14 protein-coding genes are annotated in these 13,323 nt (G+C 58.6%); 5 read left to right on the top strand and 9 right to left on the bottom strand.

Annotation, left to right across the window (positions count from 1 at the left end):
* Window positions 1–16: 16 nt before the first annotated feature.
* From rodA to EE949_RS02220, 6 genes are all read right to left on the bottom strand, one after another.
* Window positions 17–1,120: a rod shape-determining protein RodA gene (rodA, locus tag EE949_RS02245; protein ID WP_162874186.1), complete on the bottom strand. Its 1,104-nt coding sequence runs from the start codon at window positions 1,118–1,120 to the stop codon at window positions 17–19.
* 31 nt (window positions 1,121–1,151) lie between these two features.
* Window positions 1,152–3,053 (bottom strand): penicillin-binding protein 2, encoded by a 1,902-nt coding sequence (mrdA, locus tag EE949_RS02240; RefSeq protein ID WP_122662459.1) that lies wholly within the window; start codon window positions 3,051–3,053, stop codon window positions 1,152–1,154.
* Between the two features lie 12 nt (window positions 3,054–3,065).
* The gene (gene rlmH / locus EE949_RS02235) at window positions 3,066–3,533 is read right to left on the bottom strand and encodes a 23S rRNA (pseudouridine(1915)-N(3))-methyltransferase RlmH (RefSeq protein WP_122662457.1); all 468 of its coding nucleotides are present in this window, start codon (window positions 3,531–3,533) and stop codon (window positions 3,066–3,068) included.
* 9 nt (window positions 3,534–3,542) lie between these two features.
* Complete coding sequence (rsfS, locus tag EE949_RS02230; protein ID WP_122662455.1) at window positions 3,543–3,941, bottom strand: ribosome silencing factor; 399 nt, start codon at window positions 3,939–3,941, stop codon at window positions 3,543–3,545.
* Between the two features lie 16 nt (window positions 3,942–3,957).
* The gene (nadD, locus tag EE949_RS02225) at window positions 3,958–4,602 is read right to left on the bottom strand and encodes a nicotinate-nucleotide adenylyltransferase (protein WP_122662614.1); all 645 of its coding nucleotides are present in this window, start codon (window positions 4,600–4,602) and stop codon (window positions 3,958–3,960) included.
* Between the two features lie 64 nt (window positions 4,603–4,666).
* Window positions 4,667–5,938: a glutamate-5-semialdehyde dehydrogenase gene (locus tag EE949_RS02220; RefSeq protein ID WP_122662453.1), complete on the bottom strand. Its 1,272-nt coding sequence runs from the start codon at window positions 5,936–5,938 to the stop codon at window positions 4,667–4,669.
* A 337-nt stretch (window positions 5,939–6,275) separates the two neighbouring features.
* On the opposite strand from EE949_RS02220, the gene EE949_RS02215 reads away from it, so the two are divergent.
* Complete coding sequence (locus EE949_RS02215) at window positions 6,276–6,947, top strand: DNA-3-methyladenine glycosylase (protein WP_122662451.1); 672 nt, start codon at window positions 6,276–6,278, stop codon at window positions 6,945–6,947.
* Window positions 6,948–6,950: 3 nt separating this feature from the next.
* On the top strand, window positions 6,951–8,267 hold the full coding sequence (locus EE949_RS02210) for a bifunctional DedA family/phosphatase PAP2 family protein (protein WP_122662449.1): 1,317 nt from the start codon (window positions 6,951–6,953) through the stop codon (window positions 8,265–8,267).
* Between the two features lie 197 nt (window positions 8,268–8,464).
* Here EE949_RS02210 and EE949_RS02205 read toward each other — a convergent pair whose 3' ends face one another.
* Genes EE949_RS02205 through EE949_RS02195 form a run of 3 tightly spaced genes read right to left on the bottom strand, consistent with a single transcriptional unit; the run spans window position 8,465 to window position 10,142 of the window.
* Entirely contained in the window at window positions 8,465–9,055 is a 591-nt protein-coding gene (locus EE949_RS02205; RefSeq protein WP_122662447.1) for an LON peptidase substrate-binding domain-containing protein, read from the bottom strand.
* Window positions 9,056–9,067: 12 nt separating this feature from the next.
* A complete protein-coding gene (locus tag EE949_RS02200; protein WP_122662445.1) occupies window positions 9,068–9,784 on the bottom strand; it encodes an LrgB family protein in 717 nt (238 codons plus the stop codon).
* Window positions 9,774–10,142 carry a CidA/LrgA family protein gene (locus EE949_RS02195; RefSeq protein WP_122662442.1) on the bottom strand — a complete coding sequence of 123 codons (369 nt, stop codon included), beginning with the start codon at window positions 10,140–10,142 and terminating at the stop codon, window positions 9,774–9,776. Before EE949_RS02195 ends, EE949_RS02200 begins: the two co-directional genes overlap by 11 nt.
* 187 nt (window positions 10,143–10,329) lie before the next feature.
* Here EE949_RS02195 and EE949_RS02190 point away from each other — a divergent pair, with 187 nt between their 5' ends.
* The 3 genes from EE949_RS02190 to EE949_RS02180 all read left to right on the top strand — a co-directional run bounded on the left by EE949_RS02190 (window position 10,330) and on the right by EE949_RS02180 (window position 13,311).
* Window positions 10,330–10,785, top strand: coding sequence for a MaoC family dehydratase (locus tag EE949_RS02190; protein ID WP_122662440.1), 456 nt, complete (start codon window positions 10,330–10,332; stop codon window positions 10,783–10,785).
* Between the two features lie 134 nt (window positions 10,786–10,919).
* Window positions 10,920–12,644 (top strand): C13 family peptidase, encoded by a 1,725-nt coding sequence (locus tag EE949_RS02185; protein WP_122662438.1) that lies wholly within the window; start codon window positions 10,920–10,922, stop codon window positions 12,642–12,644.
* A gap of 25 nt (window positions 12,645–12,669) precedes the next feature.
* Window positions 12,670–13,311, top strand: a complete 642-nt coding sequence (locus tag EE949_RS02180; RefSeq protein ID WP_122662436.1) for an oxidoreductase — start codon at window positions 12,670–12,672, stop codon at window positions 13,309–13,311.
* The last annotated feature ends 12 nt before the right edge of the window (window positions 13,312–13,323 follow it).

Here is a 13,323-nt window from a genome sequence, read left to right as displayed (position 1 = left end):
GAATTCTTCACCTTAATCAAACCTGTGCGATCCATTTACGGTGTGTATGGATCGACATCAAAACCCCAAAGGCTGACAGCAGCGTCACGAGCGAAGTTCCTCCATAGCTAATGAAGGGCAACGGCACACCCACTACCGGCAACAGGCCACTGACCATACCGATGTTGACGAAAACGTAAACAAAAAATGTCATCGTCAACGCGCCAGCCAGCAACTTGCCGAACAATGTCTGGGCTTGAGCCGTGATCACCAGACCGCGTCCGATGAGCAGCATATAGATAAGCAACAGCGCGCAGATCCCCACCAGACCGAACTCTTCGCCCAGTACAGCGATGATGAAGTCGGTGTGGCTTTCCGGCAGGAAGTCCAGGTGTGACTGGGTACCCAGCAGCCACCCCTTACCGAATACACCACCGGAACCAATCGCGGCTTTGGACTGAATGATGTTCCAGCCTGTGCCGAGCGGATCACTCTCCGGATCGAGAAAGGTCAGCACGCGCTGCTTCTGGTAGTCGTGCATGATGAAAAACCACATTGCCACCGACACCGGCACCGCAGCGGCAATCACGCTGATAATCCAGCGCCAGCGCAGACCCGCCATAAACATCACAAACGCGCCCGACGCGAGGATCAGCAGCGATGTCCCCAGGTCAGGCTGACGAACGATCAAGGCAAACGGCACACCGATCAACGCCAGACTGACCGCCACATGCTTGAGATGCGGCGGCAGGGATCGCTTGGACAGGTACCAGGCAATCGTTGCGGGCATGATGATCTTGAGAAACTCGGAAGGCTGAAAGCGGATCACGCCGGGGATATTGATCCAGCGGGTCGCGCCCATGGCGTTGTGACCCATGACATCCACGACGACCAGCAACAGCACACCCACCACATACAGCACGGGCACCCAGCGAGCCATGAAGCGCGGCTCGAACTGGGCAATGATCACCATGGCGACCAGACCGATACCGAACGAACTCGCCTGCTTGATCAGCAGGTCCCAGTTCTTGCCGCTCGCCGAGTAGAGAACGAACAGGCTGCCTGCCGCCAGGGTCAGCAGCAAGACCAGCAAAGGACCGTCGATGTGAATGCGCTGCAAGAACGTCGCCCGACGACGCATCACGTCTTCGCTGGACAAAATGCGGTCGAAATTACTCTTCACTGGCACCGGCTGCGGCCTCCACGGCTTGAGCGCCGCCATATTCAGGTTTGAGTGTTCCGTTGGGGTTGAGCAGCCAGGCATCCATTACCTGACGGACCACAGGAGCCGCGACCCCCGAGCCCGACTCGCCGTTTTCCACCATGACCGAAACAACAATTTTCGGATCGTTGGCCGGCGCAAAGCCTACGAACAGTGCGTGGTCAAGGTGACGTTCCTGAACCTTGGAGCGATCGTATTTCTCACCCTGCTTGATCGCCACGACCTGCGCGGTGCCGCTTTTGCCCGCGATCAGGTATTGAGCGCCAATGGCAGCCTTGCGCGCAGTTCCCCGAGCGCCATGCATAACCTGCTGCATGCCGTGGTTGACCTTGTCCCAGTCGGAGGGGTTGCGCAGCACGATGTTAGGCATCGGATTGTCATCGACCGGCTTCTCGCCCTCAATGGTCTTGGCCAGATGCGGCCGGTTCCACACGCCTCTGTTGGCAACCAGAGCAGTCGCCTGGGCCAACTGCAGAGGTGTTGCCTGCATGTAGCCCTGGCCAATGCCGAGAATCAAGGTTTCACCCGGGAACCAGGCCTGACGTCGGGTCGCACGTTTCCAGTCGCGGGACGGCATCAAGCCAGGGGATTCTTCGAACATATCCAGAGACACTTTTTGTCCGATGCCGAATTTGTTCATGTAGGCAGAAAGCCGATCAATACCCAGCTTATGGGCCAGATCGTAGAAGTACGTGTCATTGGAGCGCATGATCGCGGTATCCAGATCCACATAGCCATCGCCAGTGCGATTCCAGTTACGGTATTTATGATCGTAATTGGGCAATTGGTAGTAACCCGGATCGAATACGCGACTTGAAGCAGTCACGACCCCGGCATCCAGCCCGGCAATTGCCACGGCCGGTTTAATCGTCGAACCCGGCGGGTACAAGCCCCGCAGGATCCTGTTGAAGAGCGGTCGATCGATGGAATCGCGCAACTCGGCGTAAGCCTTGAAACTGATACCGGTTACAAACGGATTAGGGTCGAAGCTCGGCGCACTGACCATCGCCAGCACCTCGCCGTTTCTCGGGTCCATGGCCACAACCGCGCCACGCCGTCCTGCGAGCGCGGCCTCAGCCGCCTCCTGAAGTTTGATATCCAGGCTGAGCACGATGTCCTTGCCTGGCACCGGATCAGTTCGCTTGAGCACGCGCAATACGCGACCACGGGCGTTGGTTTCGACTTCTTCGTAGCCCACCTGGCCATGCAACTGGTCTTCGTAGAAACGCTCGATCCCGGTCTTGCCGATGTGGTGGGTACCGCTGTAGTTAACCGGATCAAGGTTCTTCAGCTCTTTCTCGTTGATCCGCCCCATGTAGCCTACCGAGTGCGCAAAGTGCGCACCCTGAGGATAATGCCGAACCAACTGCGCCACGACTTCCACACCCGGCAGGCGGAACTGGTTCACCGCAACGCGAGCTATTTGCTCTTCGGTCAGTTCGAACAGGATCGGCACCGGCTCAAAAGGCCGTCGCCCCTGCTTCATACGCTTTTCGAAGATAAGCCGGTCATCCGGCGTCAGCTCCAGCACCTCGACGATGGTGTCCAGCACCTGCGCCCAGTCACCGGAACGCTCGCGAGTCATGCTCAGGCTGAAGCTCGGCCGGTTGTCAGCGATCACCACGCCATTGCGGTCGAAGATCAAGCCACGGCTGGGCGGAATCGGCTGTACATGGACGCGGTTGTTTTCCGACAGTGTCGAGTGATAGTCGTACTGGATGACCTGCAGGAAATACAGTCGGGCAATCAACACACACACCAGCACCACAACGGCCACAGCGCCGACCACGACGCGACCACGCACAAGGCGTGCGTCTTTCTCGTGGTCTTTTAGGCGGATGGGCTGAGACATGAGGGCGCGATGCTATTTGTGATAAGGATGCCCGGACAAAACTGTCCAGGCACGATAGATCTGTTCGCCAATGAGGATGCGCACCAAGGGGTGCGGCAACGTCAGAGGTGACAACGACCAGCGTTGCTCGCTACGCGCACAGACTTCCGGTGCCAGCCCTTCCGGGCCGCCAACCATCAGATTCACCGTGCGCGAATCAAGGCGCCAGCGGTCCAGTTCCACCGCGAGTTGCTCGGTGCTCCATGGCTTGCCGTGCACTTCCAGGGTCACGATTCGCTCGCCCGGTTGCACCTTTGCCAGCATGGCCTCGCCTTCCTGACGGATCAGACGGGCCACATCGGCGTTTTTGCCACGGGTATTGAGCGGAATCTCCACGAGCTCGAGTGCCAGTTCGGATGGCAGACGTTTGGCATATTCATGCCAGCCCTCTTCCACCCACTTCGGCATGCGCGAACCAACGGCAATCAGACGCAGACGCACAATGAGACCTTATTCGATTTCGTTACCCGGAGTGTGGTGTGCAGCGCTTGCAGCACGGCTTTGCTCGGCACCCTGCCAGAGACGTTCCAGGTCATAGAACTGACGAGCAGCAGCGGTCATCATGTGCACGATGACATCACCCAGGTCGAGCAGAACCCAATCGCTTTCGCCTTTACCTTCTTCGCCCAGAGGCTGTGCGCCCTTGGCTTTGACGTTCTCGCGAACCTTGTCGAGCATCGCGTTGATCTGACGGTTGGAAGTACCGGTAGCGATAACCATGTAGTCAGTCAGGCTGTGCTTGTCTTTCACGTCGATGACCAGGATGTCCTGGGCTTTAACGTCTTCCAGAGCAGCTTTGGTCAGTTCAACCAGCTCTTCGCCGGAAATATTGTGTTTTTGCTTGGTCATATAAAACTCATTCAGTTCAATTGGGAGCACGGTACAGCCCGTGCTCCTCGATGTAGGCCAGTACGGCGTCTGGCACCAGAAAACGTACCGACTTACCGCTGGCCAGCAGTTGGCGGATCTGGGTGGCAGACACCGATAAAGGCGTCTGCCAGACGAATGTAATGTGTCCGCCCGGCCCCTTCAGGGCCTTCGGATCGCTGACCGCACGGGCCGCCAGCAGGTTGCGCATGGCATCCGGCGACTCGCTGTCTGCGTCCGGGCGCTGTAGCACCACTATATGGCAGTGCTCCAGCAACTCCTCCCAACGATGCCAGGTGGGTAGCCCGCAAAAAGCATCCCAACCCAGCAACAGGAACAACTGATCCTCTGCGGCCAGTTCGGCGCGCATCGATACCAGGGTGTCGATGGTGTACGACGGTTTGTCCCGCTTCAGTTCACGGTCATCCACCGTCAAGGGCGTCACGCCGGCCACTGCACACTCGACCATCGCTAGACGGTCTTTTGCGCTGACACTCGGCATGTCGCGATGAGGAGGCCTGGCGCTGGGCGTCAGGCGCAACTCATCGAGTTCAAGCAGCGCAGCAACCTCAAGGGCGCCGCGCAAGTGACCAATGTGTACCGGGTCGAACGTGCCGCCCAGAATACCGATACGTTTTGGCAAGGCCGTCTCGGCCTTGACTACAGCATCCGCAGGCGTTGCCGCGTGCTGCACAGGTTCGCTCAAGTCAGGCTGGCTCCTGTCCGCGCAACTGGCCATCGCCGATCACGATGTACTTCTCGCACGTCAGACCTTCCAGCCCTACCGGGCCACGGGCGTGCAGCTTATCAGTAGAAATACCGATCTCCGCACCCAATCCGTATTCAAAGCCATCGGCAAAGCTGGTTGGCGCATTGACCATTACCGAACTGGAGTCAACTTCAGCCATGAATCGGCGAACCTGCCCCTGATGGTCGGAAACGATCGCGTCACTGTGATGCGAACCATAATGGTTGATGTGTTCGATGGCCTGATCCAGGCCGCTCACGATACGGATCGACAGAATCGCGGCCAGATACTCGGTGTGCCAGTCTTCCTCGGTCGCAGGAATAGCATCGATCAAATCACGGGTACGCTCACAACCGCGCAACTCGACGCCCTTCTCACGGAACTGGGCCGCCATCAATGGCAGGAAATCCGCAGCGACGGTCTGATCGACCAGCAGCGTTTCCATGGCACCGCAAATCCCGTAACGGTAAGTCTTGGCATTGAACGCGATGCGCTGGGCCTTGGGCAGGTCGGCATGGGCGCTGACATACACATGACAGATACCGTCCAGATGCTTGATCACCGGAACCCGCGCATCACGGCTGACGCGCTCGATCAGGCCCTTGCCTCCACGAGGCACAATGACGTCCACGTATTCAGGCATGGTGATCAACGCGCCAACCGCCGCACGGTCAGTCGTTTCCACCACTTGCACCACGGCAGCAGGCAGCTCGGCCTCGGCCAGACCACGTTGCACGCAGGCAGCGATCGCCCGGTTAGAGTTAATCGCCTCGGAGCCGCCACGCAAAATAGTGGCGTTACCTGACTTCAGACACAGACTGGCGGCATCGATAGTCACGTTCGGACGCGACTCATAGATGATGCCCACAACGCCAAGCGGCACACGCATTTTGCCGACTTGAATACCTGACGGCCGAAAGCTCATGTCGCGGATCGCGCCAACCGGGTCGGGCAGGTTCGCCACCTGACGCAACCCGACGATCATGCTGTCGATACGTGCGGGGGTCAGGGCCAGACGCTCAAGCATGGCCGGTTCCAGACCATTGGCGCGACCTGCGGCCAGGTCCAGATCATTGGCGGCGGACAACTCGGCGCGGGCCTCATCAAGAGCGGCAGCGGTGGCAAGCAGGGCGCGGTTTTTCTGCGCGGTGCTGGCACGACCGATCACTCGCGAAGCTTCGCGGGCGGCGCGACCCAGGCGGGTCATGTAGTCAAGAACGGACTCAGTCATGGTCTCAGAGGTCTTGGCAGTGAAGAAAGCGGCCGATTATAGCTGTCGGGCGACGCTAACGACAGCGGTGACAGGCGGATGGTCGATAACAGGGCGAAATAGGACGAAGGTTTTATCTGCGGGAGATCGCCTTGTGTCCCTGACTCAGCGCTGCTGCTCAACAATCAGAGTACCTTCAGGATCTGTCGAAGGCTGCGATGGTGGTGTGTCAGGCTACATGCTTCGCAGCCTTCGGCAGCTCCTACAGATGCAAGCACAAGTTTTGAACCATCACATTCAGCTGCAATTAAGGCGGGCATTGATATCATCAATGCCCGCCTCTTTTGTGTAACCAGACATGCCAACCGCCCTGCCCGACAGCTTTTTCAACCGTGACGCACAGGTTCTGGCGCAGGCGCTGCTGGGCAAAGTTATTCGGCACAAGGTCGGCGACTTGTGGCTGGCGGCCCGGATTATCGAGACCGAAGCCTATTACTTTGCCGAAAAGGGCAGCCACGCGTCGCTTGGCTATACCGAAAAGCGCAGGGCCCTGTTTCTCGATGGTGGGCATATCTATATGTACTACGCGCGCGGCGGAGATTCGCTTAACTTCAGCGCCGAAGGGCCGGGCAACGCGGTGCTGATTAAATCAGCGCACCCTTGGGTCGATGCCGTATCGGATGCCAACAGCCTTGCCCGAATGCAATTGAACAACCCTGACGCCAGCGGCGCGCTAAGGGCGCCCGAGCGCTTGTGCGCAGGTCAGACACTGCTGTGCAAGGCGCTGGGCTTGAAAGTGCCGATGTGGGACGCGAAACGTTTCGATGCAAATTTGTTACTCGTGGAAGATGTCGGTCAAACGCCATCTCGTATCATCCAGACCACTCGCCTGGGTATACCTGCGGGCCGTGATGAACACCTGATGTACCGCTTCGTTGACGCTGACTACGCCCGCTTCTGCACGCGGAACCCGCTGCGTCGCGGTCAGGTCGAAGGGCGCGACTACTTTTATCTCGATCAAGGAAACTGAACCATGGGCCAATGGCTCGACAGCATCACCGGCTGGTTGGCGGTCAATCCGTCGTGGCTGAGCGTGGCTATTTTTTTGATCGCGTTCGTCGAATGCGTGGCGATTGTCGGGATTATCGTACCGGGTACGGTTGTGTTGTTTGCCGTGGCGGCGCTGGCGGGCAGCGGGATTCTGCCGCTGGGCGAGGTTCTCCTGCTGGGTTTCGTCGGAGGCCTGCTCGGCGATGCGGTTTCTTATTTCATCGGGCGCCACTTTCACCAGAACATACGGCGCCTTCCGGGTCTTCGTACCCACCCGGAATGGATCGGCGGCGCAGAAACCTATTTCCAGCGCTACGGCATCGCAAGCCTTCTGGTCGGGCGCTTTATTGGTCCGCTGCGTCCAATGCTCCCTATGGTCGCGGGCATGTTCGACATGCCCTTCCCACGGTTCGCCGCAGTCAGCGTGGTTGCGGCCGCAGGCTGGTCGATTGCTTACCTGTTGCCGGGCTGGGCTGCGGGTGCAGCTGTGCGCCTGCCATTGCCTGACGGTTTCTGGCCTCAGGCGGGCATCGTCGGGGGCGGCTTGGCCGTGCTGATCGGGGTGGCTATCCAGACCAGCCTGCGCAGCAAAAAACACGCGACCGAGGTCATCGCTGCAACCAGCGCGGTTCTACTCGCTGCCATCTTTTTCGGCTGGCCGCACCTGATCCAGCTTGATAACGGCATCATGACCCTGATCCAGGAGCACCGCAGCACGGTGGTTGATCAGTTCGTCATCGTGGTCACTGGCCTTGGTGATTTCCGTACCCAGTTCTATGCCGCCGCCTTGCTGCTGATCCTGCTGATTGCTACGCGGCAATGGCGTCACGCCTTGTTTGCGGGCATCACAACACTGGGCACCGCCTGCGCCAACGGGGGAATGAAATGGGTGTTCGCCCGCCAGCGGCCGGAAGTCTTGCTGGAGCCGCTGACGACTTACAGCATGCCGAGTGGGCACAGCTCTGCAGCGTTTGCGTTTTTCATGACCCTGGCCGTATTGGCCGGCCGCGGTCAACCGGTGCGGTTGCGCCTGACATGGCTGATGCTGGGCGGGCTTCCGGCGATTTCGATTGCAATGTCGCGGGTCTATCTGGGTGTGCACTGGCCGACTGACGTACTGGCCGGGATGCTGCTGGCGTTCACCTTCTGCGCGATCAGCCTGAGCCTGGTGCAAAGACAATCGTCGCTGCCTGCCCTGCCGGTGAGAATCTGGTGGCTGGTACTGCCTTCACTGGTGGCGCTGTTCGGCGGGTTCGCGCTGTATTCGCTGCCGCATGCGGTGCTGCGTTATCAGTACTAACCCTGAAAAAGCATTCCATGCTGGCCTGTTAGATCAAATTCCCTGTGGGAGCGAATTTATTCGCGAAGGGGCCGATACATCCGCAGCCTTTGTATAGACCGAAACACCGCCTTCCCGAATGAATTCGGTCCCACAGGTCCATCATGACCCAAGATCCACGGCCAAGCTGTGGGAGCTCCTACAGGTCCGATGCTACTTCAAGCCTGAAGATCGCCCTGCATTTCGTCGAGCAGGTCCTGAATGGCATCGAGACGATCCTCGGGATCATCGATTTCCAGCAGCTCGATCTTGTCCTCTTCTGTAAACGGCAGCAGATAGGCCAACTGATTAGCCAGTGACCACTGACCGCTGGCTTTGAGCCCCATGTTCAACGCTTCCACCATCGGGTGTTCAGCCAGGGCCGCCAGCAGCGCCACCAGGTCGGCGTCTTCCTCCTGAAGCGGCCGCTCCTGTGGTTCATCCAGCCATTGCACCTGAGCGACCAGCAACTGATCGCGCTGGGTTTCAGTGCTGAGTACCCGGAACCGTCGTCCGCCTTCAACGCGGATCCCAAGCAAGCCGTTGTCCTGGCTCTGGAAATCACGCACCAGCGCCTCACAACCGATCAACGAATAACCGCTGGGGACATCGCCGACTTCGCTGCCCTCAGTGATGCACACGATGCCGAAACCTTCGCCCTGCTTCATACAGCGCCCGATCATGTCCAGGTAGCGCGCCTCGAACAGTTGCAGATCGAGAATGCAGCCCGGAAACAGCACAGCGTTAAGTGGAAACAACGGCAATGTCATACACATGCACCTTTAAACGACCAGAGACACCGCCAGCGGCAAAAACAAAGCCGTAGCGACACCCATCAAACTCATCCCCAGTGCAGCGAAAGCACCGCACTCCTCGCCTTCCTGCAATGCGATCGAAGTGCCGACTGCATGCGCGGCCAGCCCCAGCGCCATGCCCCGCGCAGCAGGATTATCGACCCGCGCGAGCGTCAGCAAACCGGGCCCGAAGATCGCGCCCAGTACACCGGTAATCAGCACAAAAACCGCAGCCAGTGCTGCAACACCACCGATCTGCTCTGCAACCAGCATGGCAATCGGTGAGGTCACCGACTTCGGCGCCATGGTCATCAGAATCATGTGATCAGCACCGAACCACCAACCCAGCAGCAGGCACAGACCGGTAGCGAAAACGCCACCCACTACCAGCGTAGTTAAGGTCGGCCATAACAACTGACGAATTCGACGCAGATTCAGATAAAGGGGGACGGCCAGCGCCACGGTGGCCGGGCCGAGCAGGATGCTTAGAATCTCGGTGCTCTTGCGGTACTCGGCATAGTTCACACCACAGCTGATCAGTACGCCAATCAGCACAAGCATGGAGATCAATACCGGTTGCAGGAACACCAGTCGGGTCTTCTCGTAAGCAGCCAGCGCGAGCTGATAAACACCCAGAGTGATAGCGATACCGAACAACGGATGATGGATCACCGACATTCCGGCGCCTTGCCAATCAAGCGTCATGATGGCTCCTGGCACGAGCCTGACGCTCGATCAACTTCTGCATGAGCCAACCAGCAAAGGTCAGCGCAATCATCAGCGACAGCACCAGCGCACCGACAATTGCCCAGAAATCTTCGGCGATGGCGGCGGCGTAGACCATCACCCCGACCGCCGGTGGCACCAGCAGCAACGGCAGGTAACGCAGCAGACTGCTGGCGGCCTGACTGATCGGCTCGCTGACTTCGCCGCGCACCATCAGGAATGCCAAAAGCAGAACCAGACCGATGATTGGCCCCGGCAAAATGGACAAGAACAAATGATTCAGCGCAGTGCCGAGTAATTGAAACAGCACCAGCCAGGTCAGGCCCCTTAGCAACATAGAACGCTCCAGCAAATTCGCGGGGCCATTATAAGCACCTTGTACGGCTATGGGCGGGCATTCGCAACGCTGCGCCTCCTTGACCAATCCCACACTCTCTGCTGATCTTGGTGTCGCATGCGCAGGCAAAATCCTACGCAATAAAAAGTAAAAAGCGACAACAACATCGAAGACAAGGAGAGTGAAAATGCCTTTTGTACCTGTTGCAGAACTCAAGGACTACATTGGCAAGGAGTTGGGACACTCCGATTGGCTGACCATCGACCAGGAACGTATTAACTTATTCGCCGAAGCCACCGGCGATTTTCAGTTCATTCATGTCGACCCGGTCAAAGCTGCCCAGACGCCATTTGGCGGGACCATCGCCCACGGATTCCTGTCGCTGTCATTGATCCCCAAACTGATGGAGGATCTGCTGGTGCTCCCCGAAGGCTTGAAAATGGTGGTGAACTACGGCCTGGACAGCGTTCGCTTTATCCAGCCGGTCAAAGTCGACTCACGCGTTCGTCTAAAAGTCGCGCTGACCGAAGTGACCGAGAAAAAGCCCGGCCAATGGCTGCTCAAAGCCACGGCCACACTGGAAATAGAAGGCCAGGAAAAACCGGCTTTCATCGCCGAACCTTTGTCGATGTGCTTTGTGTAACGCTGCCAAAACACGAAACAGTCATTACTGACTGTTTCGTCGCCAATACTCGCTGCGGCATACTCCCTGCGGCTGTGCATACAACGCCCTGATCGTCGCCTGCACGCCTGAAATCATATTGTTCGGGATTGACCATGCGCGCGCTTGTTCCTTTGGCTCTGACTATTCTTCTCGCTGGCTGTGGCGACGGCGAACCGCTGTCACCTCCCGACGCTCGCCTGCCAGACGGCGGGCGCTATCGTGGCGACGTGGTCAACGGCTTGCTGCAGGGCCAGGGTCGCATCGACTACCCCAATGGCAGCTGGTACGCAGGCGACTTCCAGAACGGCCTGTGGCAAGGCCATGGGGAATGGCATGCCAGTAACGGCGACACCTATAAAGGTGGTTTCGCCAACGGACTTTTCGATGGCCAAGGCACACTGGTCACCAGCGGCGGCGTTTACGTCGGCGGCTTCAAGCAAGGACGGCGCGACGGCGAAGGCACACTCAAAGAGAAGGGCCTGACGTATCGCGGCGCCTTCAAAGCCGATCAATACGATGGGCTGGGCCGAATCGAACTCGATGACGGCAGCCAGTATCAAGGCATGTTCTCTCGTGGCAAACCCAACGGCGAAGGCCTGCGCAGTGATGCCAGCGGGAACCAGTTCAGTGGCAAGTTCGTCAACGGCAAACTGGAAGGCAACGGCAGCTTTACCAGCGCCGAAGGCGACCAATACGTCGGCGGCTTTCGCAACAATCAACTGGATGGTCGCGGCCGTTACGAAAACAGCGACGGTGATGTCTGGGTAGGCCAGTTCAGGGCCGGCGCACTGAACGGTAAAGGCGAACTGATCGGAGCCGACGGCAGCCGTTATCAGGGCGAGTTTACCAATTGGCGATTCACCGGACAGGGCCGCTTGAAGCTTGCAGACGGCAGCACCTACGTCGGGCAATTCGCCGATGACGCCTATCAGGGCCAAGGCGTCCTCACCCCGACTCAAGGCAGCGTTCAAAGCGGAGTCTGGGCCAACGGCCAACTGATACGCGACGCCAAGGGCAAATTGCTGCCAGACACACTGGAGGCGGGTTTGCTGGCCCAAGGCTCGCTGCTGGAGAAATCACTGGCAGCAGTCCCCAGCTCAACACCCGCACTGGAGCTGTTCAGTCTGGTCGTCGGCGGTGACGGTAAACAAAGCGTGTTCCTGCGGGAGGCCGATTACGTAAATAACCTGCTGGCTTCGCGTTTCGGGGCTTTAGGGCAAATCACACTGGTCAATCATCGCGATCACATGATCGACCGCCCACTCGCTACGCGGGAAAGCATCACCCGCGCAGTGAAAACCCTGGCACAACGCAGCGGCCCGGAAGATCTGGTGTTCATTTACCTGACCAGCCACGGTACTTCCGAGCATGAACTGGTACTCGATCAGCCACGCCTGGAACTGGCGGACCTGCCGGCCGATGAACTGGCAGAAGCGCTGGCACCGCTGAAGAATCGCGACAAAGTCATCGTCATTTCAGCGTGCTATTCAGGCGGCTTCATTCCTAGGCTCAAAGATGACCGCACGCTGATCATGACCGCCTCCCGTGCTGATCGGGTTTCCTTTGGCTGCTCGGAAGAAGCTGACTTCACTTATTTTGGCGATGCACTATTTGCCAAGGCGCTGGTCGAAACCGATGACCTGCAACAAGCCTTCAGCGACGCCAAAGCATTCGTCGCAGAGCGTGAAGTTGCAGATAACTATGAAGCGTCTGAGCCGCAGATCTGGGCACCCAAGGGCGTCATTGCGCGCTGGCAATTGCTACGCAAGAATCAGGCGGAACGGGCCCTGAACACCGCGATGATCCGCAAGGAAGCGAAGACTGCTGCAAGCCACTAAGCTGTCGGTATCAAGGGAGAATTTTATGTACTTGACGCCTCAACATATCCTGCTTGCGGGAGCTACCGGCCTCACTGGCGAACACTTGCTGGATCGCCTGCTCAACGAACCTACCATCACTCGGGTACTGGCACCGACCCGTCGCCCAGTACCCGAACACTCTCATCTGGAAAATCCGGTCGGTGAACTGAGCGGTTTGCTGCCTGGCCTGAGTGGTCAGGTCGATATCGCGTTCTGCTGCCTGGGTACAACCATCAAACAGGCTGGCTCACAGGACGCGTTCAAGGCGGTTGATCTGGACCTGGTCGTGGCATTTGCCAAGCGCGCACGAGAGCTGGGTGCCCGGCATCTGGTGGTCATCAGCGCTATCAATGCCGATCCTTCATCCAGCGTGTTCTACACCCGCATCAAAGGCGAGATGGAACAGGCGCTCATCGCTCAGGACTGGCCGCAACTGACCATCGCACGCCCTTCATTGCTGGTGGGCAACCGCAGCGAACAACGTCTGGCCGAACAACTCGCAGCGCCGCTGGCCAAATTGATCCCCGGAAAATACGGCGCGATTGAGGCATGCACGCTAGGCCGGGCGTTATGGCGGCTGGCGCTTGAAGAGCAGCCAGGGGTGCGGATTGTGGAGTCGGATGAATTGCGGCGGCTGGGGAAGTGATTTCCTGGAACC

It is taken from the genome of Pseudomonas viridiflava, from assembly GCF_900602065.1.
GTDB lineage: Bacteria > Pseudomonadota > Gammaproteobacteria > Pseudomonadales > Pseudomonadaceae > Aquipseudomonas.
The sequence above is the reverse complement of the archived record's forward strand: the minus strand, read 5'-3'. Positions and strand labels throughout refer to the sequence as shown.

Excerpts from the sequence above, each read along its gene's own strand:
- EE949_RS02180 (WP_122662436.1), top strand. The coding sequence starts at position 12,670 with ATGTACTTGACGCCTCAACATATCCTGCTTGCGGGAGCTACCGGCCTC.
- EE949_RS02210 (WP_122662449.1), top strand. The coding sequence starts at position 6,951 with ATGGGCCAATGGCTCGACAGCATCACCGGCTGGTTGGCGGTCAATCCG.
- mrdA (WP_122662459.1), bottom strand. The coding sequence starts at position 3,053 with ATGTCTCAGCCCATCCGCCTAAAAGACCACGAGAAAGACGCACGCCTT.
- EE949_RS02185 (WP_122662438.1), top strand. The coding sequence starts at position 10,920 with ATGCGCGCGCTTGTTCCTTTGGCTCTGACTATTCTTCTCGCTGGCTGT.
- EE949_RS02190 (WP_122662440.1), top strand. The coding sequence starts at position 10,330 with ATGCCTTTTGTACCTGTTGCAGAACTCAAGGACTACATTGGCAAGGAG.
- rsfS (WP_122662455.1), bottom strand. The coding sequence starts at position 3,941 with ATGACCAAGCAAAAACACAATATTTCCGGCGAAGAGCTGGTTGAACTG.
- EE949_RS02215 (WP_122662451.1), top strand. The coding sequence starts at position 6,276 with ATGCCAACCGCCCTGCCCGACAGCTTTTTCAACCGTGACGCACAGGTT.
- EE949_RS02195 (WP_122662442.1), bottom strand. The coding sequence starts at position 10,142 with ATGTTGCTAAGGGGCCTGACCTGGCTGGTGCTGTTTCAATTACTCGGC.
- EE949_RS02205 (WP_122662447.1), bottom strand. The coding sequence starts at position 9,055 with ATGACATTGCCGTTGTTTCCACTTAACGCTGTGCTGTTTCCGGGCTGC.
- EE949_RS02220 (WP_122662453.1), bottom strand. The coding sequence starts at position 5,938 with ATGACTGAGTCCGTTCTTGACTACATGACCCGCCTGGGTCGCGCCGCC.
- rodA (WP_162874186.1), bottom strand. The coding sequence starts at position 1,120 with ATGCGTCGTCGGGCGACGTTCTTGCAGCGCATTCACATCGACGGTCCT.
- EE949_RS02200 (WP_122662445.1), bottom strand. The coding sequence starts at position 9,784 with ATGACGCTTGATTGGCAAGGCGCCGGAATGTCGGTGATCCATCATCCG.